23 protein-coding genes, 2 tRNA genes and 1 riboswitch are annotated in these 22,254 nt (G+C 67.0%); of the genes, 17 read left to right on the top strand and 8 right to left on the bottom strand.

Going from position 1 to position 22,254, the window contains the following annotated elements:
* Nucleotides 1-17: 17 nt before the first annotated feature.
* Nucleotides 18-115, top strand: a riboswitch (TPP riboswitch).
* The 17 genes from OM977_RS11835 to OM977_RS11755 all read left to right on the top strand — a co-directional run bounded on the left by OM977_RS11835 (nt 98) and on the right by OM977_RS11755 (nt 15,670).
* Complete coding sequence (locus OM977_RS11835; protein ID WP_264354157.1) at nt 98-1,738, top strand: bifunctional hydroxymethylpyrimidine kinase/phosphomethylpyrimidine kinase; 1,641 nt, start codon at nt 98-100, stop codon at nt 1,736-1,738. (Overlaps the previous riboswitch by 18 nt.)
* Nucleotides 1,739-2,083: 345 nt before the next feature.
* Nucleotides 2,084-2,392, top strand: coding sequence for a 50S ribosomal protein L21 (gene rplU, locus OM977_RS11830; RefSeq protein ID WP_264357396.1), 309 nt, complete (start codon nt 2,084-2,086; stop codon nt 2,390-2,392).
* Nucleotides 2,393-2,453: 61 nt separating this feature from the next.
* Complete coding sequence (gene rpmA / locus OM977_RS11825; protein WP_009372867.1) at nt 2,454-2,717, top strand: 50S ribosomal protein L27; 264 nt, start codon at nt 2,454-2,456, stop codon at nt 2,715-2,717.
* Nucleotides 2,718-2,833: 116 nt separating this feature from the next.
* Complete coding sequence (obgE, locus tag OM977_RS11820; protein ID WP_264354156.1) at nt 2,834-4,423, top strand: GTPase ObgE; 1,590 nt, start codon at nt 2,834-2,836, stop codon at nt 4,421-4,423.
* Nucleotides 4,413-5,654, top strand: a complete 1,242-nt coding sequence (gene proB / locus OM977_RS11815; RefSeq protein WP_264354155.1) for a glutamate 5-kinase — start codon at nt 4,413-4,415, stop codon at nt 5,652-5,654. Before obgE ends, proB begins: the two co-directional genes overlap by 11 nt.
* Before the next feature lie 26 nt (nt 5,655-5,680).
* Nucleotides 5,681-7,078: a glutamate-5-semialdehyde dehydrogenase gene (locus tag OM977_RS11810; RefSeq protein ID WP_264354154.1), complete on the top strand. Its 1,398-nt coding sequence runs from the start codon at nt 5,681-5,683 to the stop codon at nt 7,076-7,078.
* An 80-nt stretch (nt 7,079-7,158) separates the two neighbouring features.
* Complete coding sequence (locus OM977_RS11805; protein WP_264354153.1) at nt 7,159-7,398, top strand: hypothetical protein; 240 nt, start codon at nt 7,159-7,161, stop codon at nt 7,396-7,398.
* A gap of 55 nt (nt 7,399-7,453) precedes the next feature.
* Complete coding sequence (gene nadD, locus OM977_RS11800; RefSeq protein ID WP_264354152.1) at nt 7,454-8,110, top strand: nicotinate-nucleotide adenylyltransferase; 657 nt, start codon at nt 7,454-7,456, stop codon at nt 8,108-8,110.
* 7 nt (nt 8,111-8,117) lie between these two features.
* Nucleotides 8,118-9,518 carry a hypothetical protein gene (locus OM977_RS11795; protein ID WP_264354151.1) on the top strand — a complete coding sequence of 467 codons (1,401 nt, stop codon included), beginning with the start codon at nt 8,118-8,120 and terminating at the stop codon, nt 9,516-9,518.
* Nucleotides 9,519-9,599: 81 nt separating this feature from the next.
* Nucleotides 9,600-10,001 (top strand): ribosome silencing factor, encoded by a 402-nt coding sequence (gene rsfS / locus OM977_RS11790; protein ID WP_264354150.1) that lies wholly within the window; start codon nt 9,600-9,602, stop codon nt 9,999-10,001.
* Nucleotides 10,002-10,155: 154 nt separating this feature from the next.
* Nucleotides 10,156-10,228 (top strand) — tRNA-Ala (locus OM977_RS11785).
* Nucleotides 10,229-10,404: 176 nt separating this feature from the next.
* Nucleotides 10,405-10,477: transfer RNA gene (locus OM977_RS11780), tRNA-Ala, on the top strand.
* Between the two features lie 206 nt (nt 10,478-10,683).
* Nucleotides 10,684-11,472 carry a LamG domain-containing protein gene (locus OM977_RS11775; RefSeq protein WP_264354149.1) on the top strand — a complete coding sequence of 263 codons (789 nt, stop codon included), beginning with the start codon at nt 10,684-10,686 and terminating at the stop codon, nt 11,470-11,472.
* Between the two features lie 57 nt (nt 11,473-11,529).
* Complete coding sequence (locus tag OM977_RS11770; protein WP_264354148.1) at nt 11,530-11,880, top strand: zinc ribbon domain-containing protein YjdM; 351 nt, start codon at nt 11,530-11,532, stop codon at nt 11,878-11,880.
* A gap of 84 nt (nt 11,881-11,964) precedes the next feature.
* Nucleotides 11,965-13,131, top strand: a complete 1,167-nt coding sequence (locus OM977_RS11765) for an NAD(P)/FAD-dependent oxidoreductase (RefSeq protein WP_264354147.1) — start codon at nt 11,965-11,967, stop codon at nt 13,129-13,131.
* Nucleotides 13,132-13,170: 39 nt separating this feature from the next.
* Nucleotides 13,171-14,331 (top strand): class I SAM-dependent methyltransferase, encoded by a 1,161-nt coding sequence (locus OM977_RS11760; protein WP_264354146.1) that lies wholly within the window; start codon nt 13,171-13,173, stop codon nt 14,329-14,331.
* A gap of 136 nt (nt 14,332-14,467) precedes the next feature.
* Complete coding sequence (locus OM977_RS11755) at nt 14,468-15,670, top strand: ROK family transcriptional regulator (protein ID WP_264357395.1); 1,203 nt, start codon at nt 14,468-14,470, stop codon at nt 15,668-15,670.
* 38 nt (nt 15,671-15,708) lie between these two features.
* On the opposite strand, the gene OM977_RS11750 is transcribed toward OM977_RS11755, so the two are convergent.
* The 8 genes from OM977_RS11750 to OM977_RS11715 form a co-directional block, all read right to left on the bottom strand.
* Entirely contained in the window at nt 15,709-15,906 is a 198-nt protein-coding gene (locus OM977_RS11750; RefSeq protein ID WP_264354145.1) for a hypothetical protein, read from the bottom strand.
* Between the two features lie 508 nt (nt 15,907-16,414).
* Nucleotides 16,415-16,942 carry a flavin reductase family protein gene (locus OM977_RS11745; protein ID WP_264354144.1) on the bottom strand — a complete coding sequence of 176 codons (528 nt, stop codon included), beginning with the start codon at nt 16,940-16,942 and terminating at the stop codon, nt 16,415-16,417.
* Between the two features lie 14 nt (nt 16,943-16,956).
* Nucleotides 16,957-17,259: a hypothetical protein gene (locus OM977_RS11740; RefSeq protein WP_264354143.1), complete on the bottom strand. Its 303-nt coding sequence runs from the start codon at nt 17,257-17,259 to the stop codon at nt 16,957-16,959.
* Between the two features lie 119 nt (nt 17,260-17,378).
* On the bottom strand, nt 17,379-17,870 hold the full coding sequence (locus tag OM977_RS11735; RefSeq protein WP_264354142.1) for a DUF1097 domain-containing protein: 492 nt from the start codon (nt 17,868-17,870) through the stop codon (nt 17,379-17,381).
* A 166-nt stretch (nt 17,871-18,036) separates the two neighbouring features.
* Complete coding sequence (locus tag OM977_RS11730; RefSeq protein WP_264354141.1) at nt 18,037-19,308, bottom strand: metal-dependent hydrolase family protein; 1,272 nt, start codon at nt 19,306-19,308, stop codon at nt 18,037-18,039.
* A 44-nt stretch (nt 19,309-19,352) separates the two neighbouring features.
* Entirely contained in the window at nt 19,353-20,261 is a 909-nt protein-coding gene (locus tag OM977_RS11725) for an alpha/beta fold hydrolase (protein WP_264354140.1), read from the bottom strand.
* A complete protein-coding gene (locus OM977_RS11720; RefSeq protein ID WP_264354139.1) occupies nt 20,258-21,130 on the bottom strand; it encodes a fumarylacetoacetate hydrolase family protein in 873 nt (290 codons plus the stop codon). The genes OM977_RS11725 and OM977_RS11720 overlap by 4 nt, the downstream gene beginning before the upstream one ends.
* Before the next feature lie 133 nt (nt 21,131-21,263).
* On the bottom strand, nt 21,264-21,905 hold the full coding sequence (locus tag OM977_RS11715) for a GntR family transcriptional regulator (RefSeq protein ID WP_264354138.1): 642 nt from the start codon (nt 21,903-21,905) through the stop codon (nt 21,264-21,266).
* Nucleotides 21,906-22,254: the final 349 nt, after the last annotated feature.

Here is a 22,254-nt window from a genome sequence, read left to right as displayed (position 1 = left end):
CAGTGCGGCTAGGCTGGAGCACTGACACGGGGTGCCGCGCAACGAGCCGGCTGAGATCCAGACCCGTTGAACCTGTCCGGTTAGCACCGGCGAAGGGATGTCTCTCGTGGCAACAGCTGTCCTTCCATCCGCATTTCTGCCCCCCGCTCCGCGCACCGCCCCGCCACGGATTCCCCGGGTGCTGGCCATCGCCGGTTCCGACCCGTCCGGCGGCGCGGGCATCCAGGCGGACCTGAAAAGCATTGCCGCCCATGGCGGGTACGGCATGGCCGCGATCACCGCCCTCACGGCCCAGAACACCCGCGGCGTCCAGGCCGTCCATGTTCCACCGGCCGCCTTCCTGACGGCCCAGCTGGACGCCGTGAGCGCGGACATCGGCATCGACGCCGTCAAAATCGGCATGCTCGGCGACGCCTCCGTGATCGATGCCGTCCGACGCTGGCTGGAGCAGGCCCGTCCCGGCATCGTCGTCCTGGACCCCGTCATGGTGGCCACCAGCGGGGACCGGCTGCTCGCCGAGACAGCCGAGGCCGCCCTGCACGCGCTTCTTCCCCTCGCGGACCTCGTCACGCCCAACCTCGCGGAACTCGCCCTGCTGCTCCGGGAGCCGGTCGCGGCCGACTGGGCCGAGGCCCTGGCTCAGGGCAAACGGCTCGCCGCCCAGACCGGCACCACGGTCCTGGTGAAGGGCGGTCATCTCGACGGCGGCGCCGGCAGCGAATCCGGCGCGGGCAGTGAGGCCGGCGCGGGCAGTGAGGCCGGCGGCGGCTGCCCGGATGCGCTCGTCAACACCGGGGGATTGCTGGGCCAGGAGACAGTCGTGGTGCAGGGCCGACGCGTTCCCACAAGCAACAGCCACGGCACCGGATGCTCGCTGTCCTCGGCGCTGGCAACAGTGCAGGCCCGCGTGGGGGACTGGGAAGCCGCGCTGCGCGAGGTCAAGCCCTGGCTCGAAGGTGCGCTGCGCGACTCGGAGCACCTGGATGTCGGCACCGGCAACGGCCCGGTGCACCATTTCCACCACGTCCAGCACCTGACCGCGGGCCACCGCCTCGATCAGGGTCCCGCGGACACCCGGGTTCCGGCCAAGGGCGAGTTCGTCGCTGCCCTCGGGGCGGGCGCGGCGCAGGACCTCGACGAGATCTACGGCCTGGACTTCATTCGGGGGCTGGCGGACGGCACGCTCCCCGAGCGGGAGTTCGCCTACTATCTGGCCCAGGACGCCCTCTACCTCAATGGCTACTCGCGGGTGCTGGCGCGGGCGGCCGCACTCGCACCCTCCGAAGCCGAACAGCTCTTCTGGGCCCGCTCCGCGCAGCAGTGCCTGGAAGTCGAATCCGAGCTGCACCGGAGCTGGCTCAGCACCCGGACCGTGGAGGGAACTCTCGGCCCGGTGACGAAGTCCTATGTGGACCACCTGCTGGCGTCCTCCGTCGCCGGCAGCTACGGGGTGCTGGTCGCGGCCGCCCTGCCGTGCTTCTGGCTCTACGCCGAGGTCGGCGCGGAACTCCACGGGAAGTTTCTGGCGGCCGGCGCCGCCGCAGCGCACCCCTACGCCGACTGGCTGCGGACCTATGCCGACGAGGACTTCGCCGCGGCCACGCGGCAGGCCATCGGCATCACGGATGACGCGGCGCGCCGCGCCTCGGCCGGCGAACGGGACGCCATGGAGCTGGCTTTCCGGCAGTCGGCCCGTTACGAAGTCGCCTTCTTCGACGCGCCGAGACTGCATGCTTGACCGGCGGGGGCCCGGCCAGCCTGTACGATGGTGGGGCACGGTTCCGGAAGTCGTTGCAGGATCGCTCTGTTCTTGATGGAGTGAAGTCCACCACGCATGGCCCGCCGGAGCCAGCCTCGTTTGCGGCCGAAGGCAAAATTAGCGTAGTCTAGATCTTCGGTGCTTACGCCAACACTTGGGTTATGACCTTGAGGACAATCCGATTTCGGATTTGACCACGGGATAGCTCATGGGTTCCCCCGGGAAACCCACCGGCGTTGAGGCACAGCGTGAGCCAGCCAAACAACTTGGACCAGGTTCCGCACGCAAATCTAGTAATAAACGTCGAGAGAAGTGAGTTCCCCAGTGGTGTACGCGATTGTCCGCGCAGGCGGCCGCCAAGAGAAGGTTTCCGTTGGAGACTTCGTTACCCTGAACCGCGTCCCCGGTGGAGCCGGCAGCACCTTTGAGTTGCCCGCACTGCTCCTGGTAGACGGTGACAAGATCACCTCTGCTGCTGCGGACCTGGCCAAGGTAACGGTTACGGCTGAGATCCTCGAAGACCTTCGTGGTCCGAAGATCGTCATCCAGAAGTTCAAGAACAAGACCGGTTACAAGAAGCGCCAGGGTCACCGTCAGGAATTGACCAAGGTCAAGATCACCGGTATCAAGTAACTCTTCGTTACTGTTCAGGTTCCAGCAGATTCCCCAGAATTTTTGAAGGCAGGCATTTCAAATGGCACATAAAAAAGGCGCGAGTTCCACTCGCAACGGTCGTGACTCCAACGCCCAGTACCTCGGCGTGAAGCGCTTCGGTGGCCAGGTCGTTTCCGCAGGCGAGATCATCGTCCGCCAGCGCGGCACCCACTTCCACCCGGGCGCCGGCGTTGGCCGTGGCGGGGACGACACCCTGTTCGCCCTGACCCCCGGTGCAGTCGAGTTCGGCACCCGCCGTGGTCGTCGCGTTGTGAACATCGTGGCTGCTGCAGCTGCAGAGTAACAACAAGTTCTAAATCGGTGGAGCGGGCCATTTGGTCCGCTCCACCGGTGTTTTTCCGCATTACAATCATCTTGGGCCCCATTGCGGGTCCAGGGAACAGCACTGAGGAGATCCACGTGGCGAGCTTTGTAGACCGGGTAGTACTGCACGTATCCGGCGGTACCGGCGGCCACGGCTGTGTCTCCGTCCACCGCGAGAAGTTCAAGCCACTGGGCGGTCCCGACGGCGGCAACGGCGGCAACGGCGGCGACGTCATCCTCCGTGTTGACCCGCAGACCACCACCCTGCTCGACTACCACCACGCCCCGCACCGGCACGCCACCAACGGCGGACCCGGCATGGGCGACTGGCGCGGCGGCAAGAACGGCGAAACCCTCATCCTCCCGGTGCCCGAGGGCACCGTGGTGAAGTCCAAGGACGGCAAGGTCCTCGCCGACCTCGTGGGCGAAGGCGCCGAATACATCGCGGCCGCCGGCGGCATCGGCGGCCTCGGCAACGCCTCGCTCTCCTCCCAGAAGCGACGCGCCCCCGGCTTCGCGCTGCTGGGTATCGAAGGCGAATCCAGCGACGTCGTCCTGGAGCTGAAGTCCATCGCGGACATCGCCCTGGTCGGCTTCCCCTCCGCCGGCAAGTCCAGCCTGATCGCCGCGATGTCGGCTGCCCGGCCGAAGATCGCCGACTACCCGTTCACCACCCTGATCCCGAACCTCGGCGTCGTCCAGGCCGGCGACGTCCGCTTCACCATCGCCGACGTCCCGGGCCTGATTGAAGGTGCCAGCGAAGGCAAGGGACTGGGCCACTACTTCCTGCGCCACGTCGAGCGCTGCGCCGCCCTCGTGCACGTGCTGGACTGCGGAACGCTTGAATCGGACCGCGACCCGCTCTCCGACCTCGCGGTCATCGAAGCCGAACTCGAGAAGTACGCGGTGGACATGAGCTTCGCCGGATCCGACGGCGAAGTCGTGCCGCTGAACCACCGTCCCCGCCTGGTGGCCCTGAACAAGGTGGACCTGCCCGACGGCAAGGACATGGCCGAGTTCGTCCGCCCGGAACTCGAGTCCCGCGGCTACAAGGTCTTCGAGATCTCCGCCACGAGCCACGAGGGACTCCGCCAGCTCGGCTTTGCCATGGCTGAAATCGTTCAGGCCGCCCGCGACGAGCTCGCCGCGGCCCCGCCCAAGGTCCACGCCCCGGTCCTCAAGCCCCGTGCCGTCAACGAATCCGGTTTCAAGATCCGCCGCGAAGAGAAGAACCTGGAACCACTCTTCCGCGTGCTCGGCGACAAGCCCGTGCGCTGGGTGAAGCAGACCGACTTCACCAACGAGGAAGCCATCGGCTACCTCGCGGACCGCCTCGCCAAGCTCGGCGTCGAAAATGAACTGTTCAAGCAGGGCGCCAAGCCCGGCGACACGGTGGTCATTGGCGAGGACGACGGCGTCGTCTTCGACTGGGAGCCCACCATGATGGCCGGCGCCGAACTGCTGGCCTCCCCGCGCGGCACCGACGTGCGTTTCGCCGACATCGGCGACCGCCCCACCCGTGGGCAGAAGCGCGACGAGCAGGTCGAACGCCGCGAGGCCAAGGCCGCCGCCCGCGCCGAGCTCGAAGCCGAGCGCAAGGCCGGCATCTGGACTGAATCCGTCAGCGGACGCCGGGCCGTCAAGCCGGTCAAGGAGAGTGGACTGGGCACAGCAGATGACGAGTAAAACCGTCATCGTGCCCGGTGCGGCCGGCAGTGTTGAACCTCCGGTTCCGGTGGGATCGGCGCCGGCCCATTCAGCCACGGCCATAACCACGCCGGCCCTTTCCGTCCCGCACCACGCCGCACCGGACCGCTCCGCGCTCTCCGGCGCCCGCCGGATCGTGGTCAAGGTCGGTTCTTCCTCCCTGACCAGCATCAAGGGCGGCATCTCGGAGGAGGCACTGACCGGTCTCGCCGATGCGCTGGCGCACAAGCGGAACGAAGGCGCCGAGATCATCCTGGTGTCCTCCGGTGCCATCGCCGCCGGACTGGCCCCGCTCGGGCTCGAGAAGCGTCCCCGCGACCTCGCCACCCAGCAGGCCGCCGCGAGCGTGGGCCAGGGCCTGCTGATGGCCCGTTACACGCACGCCTTTGGTGCCCACGGCGTCACCGTCAGCCAGGTGCTCCTGACCGCCGAAGACTTCATGCGCCGCAGCCAACACACCAACGCCTTCCGCGCCCTGGACCGGCTGCTGAACCTCGGCGTCGTGCCGGTGGTCAACGAAAACGACACCGTCGCCACGCACGAGATCCGCTTTGGCGACAACGACAGGCTGGCGGCCCTCGTGGCGCACCTGGTCCGCGCCGACGCCCTGGTGCTGCTCTCCGACGTCGACTCCCTCTACGACGGGCCGCCCTCGCACGGCGCCCAGCGGATCCCGCACGTCACGGGCCCGCACGACCTCGACGGCGTCTCCATCGGCAGCACCGGCAAGGCCGGCGTCGGGACCGGGGGAATGGTCACCAAGGTGGAAGCGGCGATGATCGCCGCCGGCTCCGGAATCCACGCCCTCGTCACATCCACCGGAAACGCCGCCGCCGCTCTGGCCGGAGAGGACGTGGGGACCTGGTTCTCGGTCAACGGCTCCCGGAAGCCCATCCGGCTGCTGTGGCTGGCGCACCTGGCGTCCGTGGAAGGCAGCCTTGTGCTCGACGACGGCGCCGTCCGGGCCGTGCGCGACCGCCGCACCTCGCTGCTGCCGGCCGGCATCACCGCCGTCCGCGGCTCCTTTGAAGCCGGTGACGCGGTGGAGATGGTCTCGGCGGACGGCATCGTGATCGCCCGCGGGCTGGTCAACTACGCCTCGGACGAGCTGCCCCAGATGCTGGGCCGGTCCACCAAGGAACTCGGCAAGGCCCTCGGCCGCGGATATGACCGCGTCGTTGTTCATGTTGACGACCTGGTGCTGGTCTAAGCCTGCCGCTCGCCTAAACTGGTGGCATGACTGAGGCCCTGACTCCCCGCTCTGCCGTGCTCGCCGACAAGCTGATTGCCGACGGTCTGATCCCTGCGGATGGGCCGTCGCAAGGCGTCCGCGCCACCCCGGCTTCCCCGGAGGCCGCGGAAGCACCCGGGGAAGCCGACGTGGAGGCCGCCGTCCACGCCATTGCCGACCGCTCCCGCCACGCCGCCCGCCGGATGGCCGGCGCGAACCGCGCCTGGAAGGACCGGGGCCTGCGGGCGATTGCCGCCGCGCTGCTCGAGGGCAGCCGCCAGATCCTCAGCGCCAACGCTAAGGACGTTTCCGCGGGACGGGCCAACGGCACGTCCGCGGCCATGCTGGACCGGCTCACGCTCACGGACGCCCGGATCAAAGCCCTGGCCGGCGCCCTGGAAAACCTCGCCACGCTTCCCGATCCGGTGGGGAACGTGGTGCGCGGCCAGACCCTCCCCAACGGGCTGCGGCTGCGCCAGATCAACGTGCCGATGGGCGTCGTCGCCGCCATCTACGAGGCGCGGCCCAACGTCACCGTTGACATCGCCGGGCTGGGCCTCAAGAGCGGCAACGCCGTCATCCTGCGCGGCGGGACCGCCGCTGCCGCCACGAACGCCGCCCTGGTCACCATCCTCCGCGACGCGCTGGAGTCAGTGGGCCTGCCCGCCGACGCCGTGCAGACCGTGGACCAGTACGGCCGCGAAGGCGCAAACGTCCTGATGCGTGCCCGCGGCCGGGTGGATGTCCTGATACCCCGCGGCGGCCGCGACCTGATCCAGTCCGTCGTGAGGAACGCCGCGGTGCCGGTCATCGAGACGGGGGAGGGCAACGTCCACATCTTCCTCGACGCCTCCGCCAACGAGGAGATGGCCGTGGAAATCCTGCTGAACGCCAAGACCCAGCGTCCCAGCGTCTGCAACACCGTGGAAACCCTGCTGGTCCACTCCGGCTCCACCGTGCTGCCCGCCGTCGCCGCCGCCCTGCGCGCCGCCGGCGTGACCCTGCATACGGACGAGCGGGTCCGTGCGGCGCTGCCGGCGTCCGTCGAGTCCGTCCCCGCGACCGAGGAGGACTGGGCCACCGAGTACATGGACCTGGACCTCGCCGTGGCCATGGTGGACAGCCTGGAGGACGCCGTCCGGCACATCCGCACCTGGTCGACCGGGCATACTGAGGCCATCCTGACCAACGACCTCGCCAACGCCGAGCGGTTCATCGCCGAGGTCGATTCGGCCGCCGTGATCGTGAATGCCTCCACACGGTTCACCGACGGCGGTGAACTGGGCCTGGGCGCCGAGGTGGGCATCTCGACCCAGAAGCTGCACGCCCGGGGCCCGATGGGACTCACTGAACTGACCACCACGAAGTGGATCGTCCAGGGCGAGGGCCAGATCAGGGCCTAGCAACGCTGTAACATGGAACAGAAGTCCGGAACGGCGGGGTCAACCGCCGTCGAAAAATCTTGAAGTCACTAGGGGAGAACATGCTGTCGCAGCAGATCGCCACAATTGTCGCCGCCGCCGGCGAATCCGGCCACGAGGAACTCGCGCCGCTCTGGGCCGAGCCGTGGGTCTTCGGGGTCTCGATTTTCGCGATCCTCCTCCTCATGATGTTCATCACGCTGTCCTACTCCAACTTGGGCAGGCGCCACGAGGCCGTCGAGGAGCACTCGGATCCGCACCGCCAGCACCCGAACAAGCACGATCACGGCCAGGGCCACTAATATTTCCGCCACCATGAAGCAGCACGGCGCGAAGCGCCGCGTGCGTCTAGGGGTAATGGGCGGCACATTCGACCCCATCCACCACGGACACCTTGTCGCAGCCAGTGAGGTTGCGGCGGAGTTCGATCTGGACGAAGTGGTGTTTGTGCCCACCGGCCAGCCGTGGCAAAAGATGAGCAAGAAGGTCAGCGAGGCGGAGCACCGGTACCTCATGACCGTCATCGCCACGGCCTCTAACCCCCGGTTCACCGTCAGCCGGGTGGACGTGGACCGGCCGGGGCCGACCTACACCATTGACACGCTGCGTGACCTGCGCACCCTGCGGCCCGACGCCGATCTGTTCTTCATCACCGGCGCGGACGCCCTGGCCCAGATCCTGTCCTGGAAAGACATCGACGAGCTCTGGTCCCTGGCGCACTTTGTCGGGGTCACCCGGCCCGGACACGTGCTGGACGGCATGGGACGCAAGGACGTCAGCCTGCTCGAAGTCCCGGCCATGGCAATCTCCTCCACGGACTGCCGCGCCCGCGTGGCTGCCGGCAACCCCGTCTGGTACCTCGTGCCCGACGGTGTGGTCCAGTACATCGCGAAGTACGGACTGTACGACGGCGACCCTGACCCCGTGGACCACGCATCGGGAATTGAAGCAGAGAACGAAGCGGCCCGGTACATGCGGTCCGCCGAAATAAGCCAACCAGCCAGCACTGAGTGAGTTTGGAATGAGTCAGGAACAGCCACCCGTCCGCAGCCGCCGCGAATTGCGACAGGCTCGGGATGAACGCCTGGAAGCGGGCCAGGAGTCCGGTACCGCGGCTCCCGGCGCGGTTGGTCCTGCCTCAAACCCGGCGGCCCCGAAGGCTGCGGCCGCCAAGCCGGCAGCCCAGGCGGATCCGGGCGAACCCACCGCCGCAGAAATCACCGGACGCAGCCGACGGGTGGCTGACGGGCCGGTAGATTCCGTGCGCACGCCGGCCGGGACCCAACGGTCCTCGCAGGTCCGCGCGCGGGACCGGGCTGCGCTCCGCACAATCAAGGAACTGGCCGAAAAAGAAGGCCAGCTCGCAGCCGGCGGTCCGCCCACCCGGCGCCAGTTGAGGCTTCTGCAGCTGGCGGCGGAAACCGCCCCGGCCACGTCGGCCAACCTGATCGTTCCCGCGTCGCCGCGGACCCGCGCCAACCCGGTGGTGGGCCAGCCGGGCGCCAAGCCGGGGGCGAAGCCCGCCGGCACCTCTGCTCCCGGCAAGGGCCCGGCACCGAAGGACCCGGCAGCCAAGGTATCGGCCCCCGGTAAGGACTCCAAGGAAAACGCCGCCGGCAAGGCCGCTCCGGCTCCCGCCAGCGGCCCGAAGGGAACCGCCCCGGGCCCGGACACCGGCGCTCCCGGCCCCGGCGGCCAGCTGCCCGACGGGATGACCGTCGAGCAGGCCCTCGCCGCCCGCGAACTGCTGGCCCAGCAGGCGCACAACCAGCTGGCCAAGATGGAACACATCGCGGCCAACGACCCCGACGCCGTCGATCCTGACGTCCTGGCCGAGCAGATCGCGCTGGCCGAACGGGCCGCGGTGCTGAACCGGCGTGCCGCCGCGAAGCAGAAGCTGGCCGAACAAAACAACCCGCCTGCGCCGCCGCGGAATGACCCCTCGACCGCGAGCAACCTGGCCATGGTCACCCCTTTGGAATTTGAGCAAGTCCCCGGCGTGGAGCGGCCTGTCATGAAGCGCCCTGCCACGTCGTACGTTCCGGTCGTCACCAACCCGGGCCCCCGGGTGGAAGACCCCCGGAAGTCCGGCAGCCGCCGTCCCGGGTCGTCCCGGCAACGCTCGGTTCCGGCGACCGGCCGTGCCGGTGTGCTTGCCCGCGCCGAAGCCGCCGCCAAGGGCCCCGCCACGCGCACCAGTCCCGCGGTGCGGCCCGCCGTGGCGCCGGAGTCGGAAGAAGAGTTCGCCGGGAGGACCCCGGTGGCTGCAAACTCCGCCTATGGCCTCGATCCCCTCGACGCGGCCACGGCCGGCCTCGATCGGGCCCGCCGCCTCCGAATGCTGCAGCTGGGCGTGCTGGCCCTGGGTATCCTCGCCCTGATCGCCGGCATCACGCTGATCATCACCGGCCTCGCCGGCTAGTGCCGGTCCTCGCCCGGAACGTCAGCCCTATTTCGTATCAAAGCTTTTCCACCCCAAAGATTTCACCCAACAAGGAGTCCCGTGACTGCAACAGAATCATCCATCGCCACAGCCCGCCACGCAGCCCGCGCTGCCTCGGAGAAACTCGCCGATGACATCGTGGCGCTGGACGTCAGCGAGCGGCTGGCCCTGGCCGACGTCTTCCTGATTGCCTCGGCGCCCTCCGAGCGCCAGGTCAACGCGATCGTGGACGGCATCGAGGAAGAGCTCACCAAGTTCGGCCTCAAGCCGACCCGCCGTGAAGGACGCTCCGGCGGACGCTGGGTCCTGCTGGACTACTCGGACATCGTCATCCACGTCCAGCACGAGGAAGACCGGGTGTTCTACGCACTCGAGCGCCTGTGGAAGGACTGCCCCGTGGTGGACCTCCAGCTGGGTGAGGACGCATCCGCCAAGGCCGCCGTCGCCTCCGACTCGGAGTAATGCCGCTGCTGAGCATCCAGCCGAAAAGCGCGAATATGCCCGATTTGGAATTTTCCGAAAGGCTGTTCTAAGATATTTGAGTTGCTTCGGAGAGATCCGGACAAAGTACCGGAGCCGGAAGCGCAAGCCGACGGGGCCGGAGCAACGAAAATTCGGGGCTGTGGCGCAGCTGGTAGCGCACCTGCATGGCATGCAGGGGGTCAGGGGTTCGAGTCCCCTCAGCTCCACCGGATTATCCGCCGGAATCGAAAGATTCCGGCGGATTTTTTTGTCCCGGAACCCGGACGTTTCCGGCAGTACCGCGCTTTGCCTACTTGCGGGCGCGCCGATTCGCGTCAGCGGCAAATGTGGTTTAAGATAATCAGGTTGCTTCCGGGAAGACGGTATCTTCCCAGCAAGTTTCGGGGCTGTGGCGCAGCTGGTAGCGCACCTGCATGGCATGCAGGGGGTCAGGGGTTCGAGTCCCCTCAGCTCCACCGAAGAGGTCCCGCTCACTGAGCGGGACCTCCTTTGTTTAACGGGTCGCACCCCACCTGTTCCTCCTCCGAGTAGAGGGAGTAGGTGGAGCCCGGCAACTTCAAGTGCTCCCGAGGCGAATACAGGTAGCAGCTACTCGTGCATATCAATGCTTTGACCAATAGGATCAGGCCTAGATGAACTGCGGCCGGAAGCAGGGGTCGACATGCGCGATCAAAATATCTCCCTCCGAGCGACGACAGCCCTCGACTTAGGTCCAAAATGGCGGTTGTTTCGGCGGATCCGTGCCGCCACGATCGCCCTGGCGCTGACCGGCCCGATGATAGTAGGTTTTGCCCCGGCTGCCTCGGCCGTGACCTGCGACCGCTCCACCGCACCGCCGACAAACTCGTTCCCGGGCAAAGTCATCGCGGCGTCGAATTTCGAGTCCGGGAAGCTCAAAGGATTCAAAGCCACCACGCAGGGCAACGGTTCCGTCAAGGTCGCTTCAACGTCTTCCCACTCCGGAGCCTGCGCCGCGTTCCTGCACGCGACCACCGCCAACAATTCCATCGCCTACATGCAAGCGGCCCTGCCCGGTAAAACAACCGAGGTCTATGCAGACGGCTGGTTCAACATCACTAAAGCCGGGGTGGCCGGAAACAACGTCCCCTTCTTCCGCTTCTTCAGCAGCAGCGAACGCGTCATAGACCTGTTTCGAGATAATGCCAGCGGTGCTGTGGTGCTGCGGGTAACGGCCCCTAACGGGACATTCAGTTACACCACCCTGGTGCCCAACGCGGCGCTGGGTACTTGGCACCACGTGGCCATGCACATCGTGGCCAACGGTACCGCGACTGGCGTGCAAGTTTGGTACAACGAACAGTCCGTCCACGCCAGCAAGTCGGTCAGAATCGGCGCTAAATCATTGACGGCCGTTCAACTCGGCGCTGAGCATGATACGCAGATGGGTGACACGTACGCGGACGACGTGATCGTCAAGGCCATCAAGTAAGACTCCCTTCAGCCCCCGCCGCGGCGCGGCTCGCTCCGGGGGAACTAATATTGGGACGTGAACCAGACCCTTCCCCCGTGCCCCGAATGTTCCAGTGAATACACCTATGAGTTGGGGGCGCTCCTGGTTTGCCCCGAGTGCGCGCACGAATGGTCCGCCGCCGCGCCGTCCGCAACCGATGACGCACCGAAGGTCATCAAGGACGCGGTCGGCAAGGTCCTCGCGGATGGCGACACCGTCACAGTCATCAAGGACCTGAAGATCAAGGGCAGCTCCACCGTCATCAAGGTCGGCACCAAAGTCCGTGGCATCCGCCTCGTCGACGGCGTGGGCGGCCACGACATCGACTGCAAGGTGGACGGCGTCGGCCCCATGCAGCTCAAATCCAGCGTCGTCAAGAAGATCTAGCCAGGGGAGCAGTCGATCAGCCCACAACAGGCTGTCAGCCCAGAACAGGCCAACAGCGGAGAGCAGACCATCAGTGGGGAGCAAGTGCAGCCCGTCGACGTCGTGGTGATCGGCGCGGGGCAGGCGGGGCTTTCGGCCTCCTACCACCTGCAGCGCCGCGGCTTCGTCCCGCCGGGAACCGCCGCGGCGGGGGAACCGGGGGAGCCGGCGCGGACCTTTGTGATGCTCGACGCCGAAGATGGCCCCGGCGGTGCCTGGCGCCACCGCTGGCGGAGCCTGCGCATGGCGACAGTGAACGGCATCAGCGACCTCCCCGGTATCCCGCAGCCCGCAGTTGATGCGGAGGAGCCGAGTTCAAGCTTCCTGACGCGCTACTTCGGCGGCTACGAGGAGCAGCTCGGGCTGTCTGTCCTGCGGCCGGTCAAGGTGCAGTTCGTCCGGCGCGAGGACGGCCGCCCCGACGGCCGGCTGACGATCTCCACCTCCCGGGGCAGCTGGTCCGCCCGGGCCGTGATCAACGCCACGGGCACCTGGACCCGGCCGTTCTGGCCCATCTACCCCGGCCGGGCCGGCTTCCGGGGGCGTCAACTGCATGTCGCGGACTACGTCTCGGCTGAAGAGTTCCGCGGCCTGCACGTGATCGTGGTGGGCGGCGGGATTTCGGCCGTCGGCCTGCTGGACGAGATCTCGCAGCTCACCACCACTACCTGGTTTACGCGCCGCGAGCCGGTGTGGCGGGACGCCGAGTTCGACCGGCAGGCCGGGCACGACGCCGTCGCGCTCGTCGAGGAGCGCGTCCGCCAGGGCCTGCCGCCGCAGAGCGTCGTCTCGGTAACCGGGCTAATCAGGACCCCTGCCCTGCGGGCCGCGGCCGCGCGGGGCGTGTTGGACCGGCATCCGATGTTCACGGCGATCGAACCCGGGGGCGTCCGGCTGGCCGACGGCGGGTTCCTCGCCGCCGACGTCATTCTCTGGGCCACCGGATTCCGGGCCGAACTTGACCACCTCGCCCCGCTGCACCTGCGGGGCCCCGGCGGAGGTATCGCGATGGACGGCACCCGGGTGGCCGCGGAGCCGCGGGTGCACCTGATCGGTTACGGCCCGTCCTCATCCACCATCGGGGCCAACCGGGCCGGCCGGGCCGCCGTGACCGGGATCCTCAGGATGTTCGCGGAGCAGGATAAGTTGGACACTGGCCCTGAACCATCGGGCCTCTCAAGACCCAGGCCTGAGCAGAAGGCCCAGGTTTGAAGAGAACCAGGCCTGAACAGACAAGGTGGCAGCTCGCGCGTGGCGGACAACAATCTCGATTCGCTCTTTTCCCGGTTGCGGAGGTTCCCGGACGTTGAGGCGGCCAACCTCCAGGCCTGGGACGCCACCGACCGGCTTCTGCTGGAGACGGCGGCCGGATTGCCGAACCCCGGCGGCCGGATTGCCGTGGTGGGGGACCGGTACGGCGCACTGACCCTCGGCGCGCTGGCCCTGGAGGCCCTCGGCGGACACGCCGGAGCCGGGCCGGTCCGGGTCCACCAGGACCTCATCACCGGCGAACGTGCCCTGCGCAACAACGCTGACGCCGCAGGCATCCCGGCCGGCTTCGAACAGCTTCCGCTCGGAGCGGCCCTCCTGGAGGGGGCCGCCGTCGTGCTTCTGCAGCTGCCCAAGTCGCTGGCCGAGCTGGAGGAAATCGCCGACGCCGTGGCCCGGTACGCCGCGCCCGACGTCGTGCTGCTGGCAGGCGGCCGGGTCAAGCACATGAGCCTGGGCATGAACGCGGTCCTGGAGCGGTACTTCAACGAGGTCCAGCCCCAGCTTGCCCGGCAGAAATCACGGATCCTGCTGGCCGGCAGTCCCAAACCAGTTGCCGCCGCGCCGCCTTTCCCGGTCAGTGAGGAGAACGCGGAACTGGGGCTGGCGGTGTGTGCCCACGGCGCCGTCTTCGCCGGGACCGGGCTGGACATCGGCACGCGGTTCCTGCTGGACTTCCTGCCGCAGATGCCGGCCGCCGGCCACGCCGTCGATCTCGGCTGCGGCACCGGGATCCTCGCAGCCAAGTACGCGCAGGCCAACCCCGGCGCCCGGGTCACCGCCACCGACCAGTCCGCCGCCGCCGTCGCGTCCGCCCGGGCCACCGCCGAGGCCAACGGCCTCGGCCAGCAGATCGAGGCGCTCCAGGACGACGCCATGGATTCGCTGCCCGCCGGAAGCGCCGACCTCATCCTGCTGAACCCGCCCTTCCACGTCGGTGCCGCCGTCCACGCCGGTGCCGGCATCAAGCTCATCGAGGCCGCGGGGCGTGTGCTGGCGCCGGGCGGGGAACTGTGGACGGTGTTCAACAGCCACCTGCACTACCGGCCGGCGCTCGAACGCCTGGTCGGGCCCACCCGGGAGGTCGGGCGGAACCCGAAATTCACGGTCACGGCGAGCACCCGGAAAACCGCCGCGGAATGAAACGGCAGGTCAGTGGGCGGGCAACGGCGCGTAACGTACGATTCTGAGATAAGCAGTACGTAGCCGAAGACGTTTAGGGGAATCAGTGACTGAGATCCGCCAGCCATCGCCAAGGCGCGGAACCAACCTGCCCCGGATGGGCGACTTCAACCTCACCGTCATCCTCGACGCCATCCGCCGCACGCCCGGGGGCCTGAGCCGCGTGGAGCTCGCGCAGATCGTCGGGCTGTCCCCACAGACAATCTCCAACATCTCCCGCCGCCTGCTGGACCAGAGCCTGATCGTCGAGGCCGGAAAAGAGGGCACCGGACCCGGCAAACCCCGGACCATGCTCCGGCTCAACCCCGCCGGCATGTACGCCGTGGGCGTCCACCTAGACCCTGCCGTGCTGACGTTCGTGCTGCTGGACCTGGTGGGGGCCGTGGTCAAACACTCCCGGGTCACCACGCCGTCCGGGTCGGACCCGGGAGCCGTCATTGACACCATTGCCGCCGAGATCCAACGGCTGATCGACGACTCGGGCGTGGTCCGTGCGAAGATCGCCGGCCTGGGCGTGGCATCGCCGGGCCCGATCGACCTCGAGGAAGGCACGGTCGTCGACCCGCCGCTCCTGCTTGGCTGGCACCGCGTCCCGCTGCGGGATGCCCTGGCCCAGGCCACCGGCTTGTCCACCCTGGTGGACAAGGACGTGACCAGCGCCGCCGTCGCCGAAACCTGGGCCGGCGGGCCGAGCGGTGCCGGCAGCTTCGTGTTCATGTACATGGGAACGGGTATCGGCTGCGGCATCGTCCTCAACGACGAAGTGGTGCGCGGCACCTCCGGAAACGCGGGCGAGATCGGACATATCATCGTGGACCCCGACGGTCCGCCCTGCGATTGCGGCAAGCGGGGCTGCGTGAAGTCCTCGTGCATCCCGCAGGTGCTGGTGGCCCAGGCCGAAGCCGCCGGAATACTCGATGGCTCACGTACGGACAAAGGCGCCCCGGCGGTCCAGGAGGGCTTTGACGCCCTCTGCGCGGCGGCCTATGCCGGGAATGCCGATGCCGTGGAAATCCTCGAAAAATCCGCCGTGCTCGTTGCCCGGGCCGTTTCGGTAATCACCAACACGCTGGACGTGGACAGGGTGGTCTTCGGCGGCCCGTTCTGGAGCTGCCTCTCCGAGTCCTACCTGGCCATCATTCCCGGACTCATCGAAGAGGCCAGCGACACCCGGAAGATCCACGCCATCGAGGTGGTCGGCACCGGAGTCGGCGAAGACGTCGGAGCAGTCGGCGCCGCGTGCCTCGTCCTCGAGCACACCCTCGCGCCGCGGTCCCAACGGCTCCTGCTGGAAGGGTAGACCCGGCCAAGTCCTGCGGGCCGGGTTCCCGCAACGCCTCAGTCGATGTCTTCCAGAATGGTGCCGAACGGGATGGTCTCATCCAGGTGCGCTTGATGGTCGTGCGGATGGAACACCACCCGGACGCCGTGGGACTTGTCCGCGGCGGACTGCATCAGCACGGGCCGGACCGTGTTGATGAAGCTGTCGCTCTTGCCGACGAGATACTGCTGGTAGCTGGCTGGAAGCTGAATCATGGCAAAAGAATAGACCCGCACCGCCCCGTTGGGGAGGGAGTGCTCTCTCTTGAGCGCTGCAACACTGACTGAAACCGTGATATTTGTGGGTCGTTCGCGACGCGGTTCAAGGAAAATGGGCCCTTCGGGGCTGGCGGAGAGGCTCGAACGGCCGCAAGGGTGTCGGCGGGTTGAGTCGGCAGATGCTCTACCCGCCCCGGGTTGCGGTGCCAGTGCGAACAATGTCCGCGCGCTATCTGTCGGAGGATGAGGGGGTTCAGTGCCGACCGTTTGTTCCGGCGGGGAGCCTGCGATCCATCGCCAGGGAGCTCGGACGATCAGTTTCGACTTCCGGCCGTGAGATGGCCCGGAACCCTCCAGGTACCAGGCGGTATCATCCCTTCGTGCCCCCTCAAATGTAGACAGCTGAAGTGTTAGCCGGATTTTGCCAGATCGTGGGCGAAGAGTCGCCTGCGCGGATGAAGCGCTTTCATATCCGAAGGCGACGGCGTCTAATGTCCGGCGGCCCTCACGGACGCTGTGTTTTTCCAGCCACGGCAAGCCCAGAGAAGCTGTGATTGTGGAACAAAAGAGGATCGGCTTTAGCGCTCATGCCGAGGCCGAGTACCCGGGCAAGGACGAAATCGTGGTCGCCGACGCGAGTGACGGTTTCGATCTGGCATTCCAAGGATGCAACCGAACCAGTGACCAGCGGGGCCCCGAATTCCCCTTGAGTCCAGAAGTGATCGTCGAAGCGGTCTGCTGTCTTTTTGCCGAGTTTGCGGCAGAACTGTGTCTGGGTTGATGCCAGGGTGCTGATCCCGAGCACGGTGGCCTTGTTCAGCTGTGGCCAGCTCGTGGACTCGTGTCCGACGAAGAAACCGACAAGGCAAGGTTCAAGGGAAATGAAGACGAATGATCCTACGATCATGGCGGCGCGTTCTCCGGTGAGTTCGGGCTGGCCGGCGACGACGGTGACGCTGGTGGGCACCTTGGACATCACGTCCCGGACATGTGTGGGGTCGATGGTGCTGATTTGTTCGGTGACGATGGTCATGGTGCCTCCTTTGGCTACCGGCGCTGCCGTGTGTAATAGAGCTGTTCGGGGTCGATCCACACTTCGTATCCGTCGACTTTGTCGATGAGCACGCGGGACTCGACGCCTTCCGGGGACAGCCAGAGCATTCTCGAGTCCGGGGTTGCGGCGTCGACCCGCGCGGTTCTGACGTAGGTGCCGTGGTGGCGGATTTCTACCGTTGCTGCCGGGAGGCGGAACCAGTCATCGACCCGGAAACAGCGCGCTGTTTGGGGTTTCAGGGTCCTGTGTTCGGCGGGGAGGGACCCGGCAGCGGGCTGCGCTGTGGTTTCACTCATGGCGGTTCCTCGGTTGTGGGGGCGGGATACGGTCTGTGGGTCGGTGCCACCGGCGGCGTATACCTTGGCCGGTGGCACCTGAGACATGGGGTTGGCGTGTTAGGGCCGCTCTTTGCCGTTTAGGCGACGGGTTGGGTTTCTGTAAGCGGGGCGGGTGTCTGTGCCTTCTTGCCGGCGTTGGTGAGAAGGCTTGCGGTGTATTCGGAGAGCCAGCCGAGGCCGGCGCCGGCGATCAGGGCCAGGCAGGTTCCGGCGGCATCGAAGGTGGTGCCAAAGTACGCCGCACATCCGGCGAATGCTCCGGGGATGAAGCCCAGCACAAACCAGCGTGCCTGGACGCACATGGCGAAGGCGGCGACGGCGACGGCGATGCCGAGAGCGCCCGGGATGGGGAGGTTCGCCGCTCCCCAGACGATGGCTGCGCCCCACAGCACGCCGGAGAGGTTGGCGGGGATGGTCTTGAGCAGTCCGGCGCGTTTGCCGCCGGCGGCGAAGAAGCATGCCCAGGAGAGGAAGCCGACCCAGGTGATGAGTCCGAAGGGAGTGCTGAGTTGGGTCCAGAGGCCGGCGAGGATGCCGGCGGTGATTCCGATGGTGACGAGGGGCTTCATTGGTGTGTTCCTTAGGGTCAAAATGGCGTCATTGTCTTTTTGAAAGGAAAGCTGGGGCCGTGTATGTACTGGGGCGTGCAAAGAGCCGCCGAATGGGCGAGCCGGTGGTGCGGGGGATGAGTTTGAGTACGGCCCCGGCCAGAGGCCGGGGCCGTGGCGGCGCTCGTTAGAGGTGGGTCAGGGCGAGATCGGGTGCGGTTTCCGGGGTGGCCGGGCTGTGCTCGGCCGGTTCGCGGTGGAATTCGCCGTTTTTCATGACGGCGGTGATCTTGGTGATGTCCTGCAGGATGGTGATGTCTTCGAGCGGGTTGCCGTCGACCAGGATCAGGTCGGCGTAGAAGCCGGGCAGGACCTTCCCGAGTTCGTCGGGCTTTTGGAAGAGTTCCCCGCCGAGTGCGGTGGCGGCGATGATGGCTTCCATTTCGGTGTAACCGAAGAGCTTGACGAAGTGGTCCAGGTCGCGGGCGTAAGTGCCGCGGGGTGTCCAGGCGAAGCCGTAGTCTCCGCCGGGCAGCACGCGGATGCCGCGGCGGCGCATCTCCTGGATGGCTTTGCAGGCGATTTCGAGTTCGCGGGCGTAGCCGGCTTTTTCGGCGGCTTCGTGGGAGTAGCCGAAGGCGGCGGCGTCGTTGAGGGTGGCGACGATCCAGTTGATGGCCGGGGCGACGAAGACGCGGTCTTTGGCGGCCTCGAGCATGTCCATGCCTTCGTCGTCGATGTAGGAGGCGTGGTAGATCATGTCCACGCCGGTCTTCAGGGAGATGATGACGGAGTCGCGGCTGCGGGCGTGGGTGCAGACGCGGACGTGGCGGCGGTGTGCCTCGTCGACGGCGACCTGGAGTTCTTCTTCGGTGATGTAGGTGTCGGTGGCTGCCTTGGACCCGGTGATTTCCTCGCCGGAGATGCTGAGTTTGATCTGGTCCACGCCCAGGCCGATGGTTTCGCGGACGACCTTGCGCATTTCTTCGACGCCGTCGGCGATCTGGGTGATGCCGGGGACGAGGTCCCCGGCGGTGGTGGCGATTTCCTGGCCGTTGGCCAGGTAGCGGGGGCCGGGGATGTCGCCGGAGTTGATGGCGTTGCGGACCACGACGTCGAGGCGCTTCTTGGCGCTGGCGGCGCCGAAGCACATCGTGTAGCCGTAGTCGATGTAGGTTTTGGCGGACTGCACGGTGTGGAGCAGGTGTTCCTCGACCTGCATGGTTTCCAGGCCGTTGAGGTCCCCGTCGTTCCAGGTGAAGTGGGTGTGTGCATCGCACAGGCCCGACATCAGGGTCTGGCCGCGGCCGTCGATGACCTTGACGCCTTCGCGGGGCAGGTTCCCCGAGCCGGCGCGGACGTCGGTGATGCGCTCATCGGCGATTAGCACTTCGCCCAGGAAGGGCTGGGCTCCGGTGCTGTCGAGGATGTTGACGTTGGTGAAGAGGGTTTTCGACATGACTTCGTTGTCCTTATCTTGAGATGGAGGCGGTGGAGCGGTTGTTAGGGGGCTTTGCGGATTTGCATGGTGATGCTCTGCTGCCGGCGGGACTGGCAGCCCGGGCTGGCGTTGCTGCACGCGCAGGTCTTCTTTGTCGCCGGCGTGAGGGTTGTGCTGGTGAGGAAGTCGAGGACGGCGGCGGTGACGAAGTCGGGCGCCTCGGGTACTGTCCAGTGGCCGGTTCCCGGTGCGACCAGGAGTTCGGCGCTACCCAGCTCGGCGGCCATGGCCTCGTTGGAGGCCGGGGTGCTGACTTTGTCCTCGCTGCCGGTGAGGAGCAGGACCTTGGACCGGATGGCGGTCAGGTCCGGGCTGGTCGCGGCGGCGAGGGCTTCGCAGGCTTGGGCGTACGCTTCCGGGTCCTGGCCGAGGAGCAGTTCGCGGATGAAGGGCCGGACGAGCGGGTTCCCGATCGCTGCGTGGTCGGCGGTGGCGGCGTTGGCGACGGTGTCGGCTATGGCGGCCATGCCTTTTTCCCTTACGAGGGCGGCGCGTGCCCGGGTGGCGTCCTTCGCGGCCTGGGTCTGTTCGCGGACCGGGCCGAGCAGGACGACTTCCCGGACCAGGTCCGGGCGTGTCGACGCCAGCTGCTGGACGATGAGGGTTCCCATCGAGTGCCCGACGAGGTGCGCCCGTCCGGAGGCGGTTTGGGATTCGATGAGCACGGCCAGTTCGGCGGTCAGGGATTCGAGGGTCAGTTCCCCGGCCCGGGGTGAGCGTCCGTGTCCGGCGAAGTCGTAGCGGGTGACCCGGAACCGTTCGGCCAGCGAGGCGACGAGGGGTTCGTAGAAGCTGGTGGTGCCGCCCAGGCCGTGGACCAGGACGACGTCGGGCCCGGCGCCGGTGGTTTCGACGAAGAGCTGTTTCGTGCCGACGGCCGTCAGGCCGGGGGCGATGGTTGCGGTGCTCATCGTCCTTCTCCGATCCGGTTGGTCAGGGTGCCGAGCTTGCTGATAGTGATTTCGACGACGTCTCCGGTGGTCAGGAACCGGGGCGGCGTGAAGCCGATGCCGACGCCGACCGGGGTGCCGGTGGCGATGATGTCGCCGGGCTGGAGCGTGATGCCGGCGCTGATGGTTTCGATGATGGTGGGGATGTCGAAGATCAGGTCGGCCGTGGTTGCCTTCTGCCGGGTTTCGCCGTTGACGGTGCAGAGAAGGTCCAGCGGGCCGTCTCCGACCTCGTCGCGGGTGACGGCCCAGGGGCCCATGGGCGCGTGGGTGTCCAGGCTCTTGCCGAGGAACCACTGCTTGTGGTCTTTCTGCAGGTCGCGGGCGGTGACGTCGTTGATGATGGTGTAGCCCCAGACGTGGTCCAGCGCATCGGCCGGGCTGATGCCGCGGCCGCCCCTGCCGATGATGACCCCGAGCTCGGCTTCGTAGTCGAGTTCGGAGGTGACTCCGGTGTGCGGGTCGATGTCGGCGCCGGTGCCAATCACGGTGGAGGGGGCCTTGGTGAACACGACCGGGTAGTCCGGCTGGTGGCTGGCGCTGGCCGTGGCGTCGTACCCGGAGTTCGCGAATTCTTTGGCGTGTTCGACGTAGTTGCGGCCCACACAGAAGATGTTGCGGCGGGGGAGCGGGATCGGGGCGAGCAGTTCAACGTCGGCGATGTCGATGGCCGACCCGGTGGCGGCGGCGATCTGCGCCGTGGCCTCATCCCAGTTGTCGATGAGTGAAAGCAGATCCTGCGAGCCGGGAACGGCGGTCACGGTCGAGGCGTCCTCGCTGAGGACGCCGGTCTGCTGGGTGCCCTGGTGGCTGAAAGTGACGAGCTTCAAGGTGATCTCCTTTGATCGATTATCGATAATTGATAGCAGCGATGATACACGAGGGTGATGGGCATCACAAGAGGATGTCGCAGGAATGTATCTGCATCATCCCGTGCACACCGCCGACAGGCTGGGGCGGGCGTTATTCCTGGGGAAGGATGGAGTACTCGTGCTGGTGCTCGATGACGAGCTGGGTGCAGAGTTCCGGTGTGCCGCTCTCGAATGCTTCCAGGATCGGGACATGGGCTTCGGCGGCGGCGTGCAGGTCCACGTGCCCGCGGACGACGGTTGCCATGGTCCGCGCCTCGACGTAGAGGGTGTCCCAGATTTCCATCATGAGCCGGTTTCCAGTGGCGGCAACAACGGCGCGGTGAAAGGCCGTGCTGAATTTGGCGATCCCGTGGGCATCGTCCGTCGCTGCAGCCTCGCGCATGCCGGCCAGCGCTTCGCGCAACGGCGACGGGTCGGCATGCAGGGCCGGATAGGCGGCCGCGGCAGCGGTTCCCTCCAGTGCGAGGCGGACAAAATAGACCTCGGCAAGGTCGTCCTGGGAAGCGGACCGGACAAAGGTTCCGCGGCGGGGGATATTTTCGACCAACCGGGTGGAGGACAGCTCCCGCAGGGCTTCTCGTACCGGTGCCTGGCTGACGCCGAACTCCTTGGCGAGCTGGAGCTCCACGAGGCGCATGCCGGGAGGGTAGGTGCCGTCAACGACCCGGTCCACGATGGTCCGTTTGACCTTTTCGGAGAGGCTCTCGTTCTCAAACGCTGCTGATACCGCCATCTTCCCAGTCTTCCATGATGCTCTCCCGGTGCCCGAACCATCAGGCCGTTTCGGGGCATGTTCTGGATGTCTCGATGCGGGTTTCGGGTCCCCTGAAGGGTTGAAAGCCGCCGGGAGGGCTTCGGCCCCGAAAGAGAGCGCAGGGCTCGGCACGCGGGACGGGCTGAATCGATCAAACAGGCGAACAAAATTCTGTCCGGCCCGGCAATCGCCCGTAAAGCTGCGTCTTAATTCGACGGGCGACTTGAATGCCCCGGCGCCGGCCCCTAGAGTTCTATACAAGTTACCGAGGTAACGTGTCAGCGATCCTCCGCAGACGGCCGGCCCCAGGGCAGCCCAGGAGGGTGTG

Origin of the sequence: Pseudarthrobacter sp. MM222 (assembly GCF_947090775.1) — a bacterium.
In the GTDB taxonomy this organism is placed as follows: Bacteria; Actinomycetota; Actinomycetes; order Actinomycetales; family Micrococcaceae; genus Arthrobacter.
Note: the sequence above shows the minus strand (reverse complement) of the source record. Positions and strands in the feature narration are given on the sequence as shown.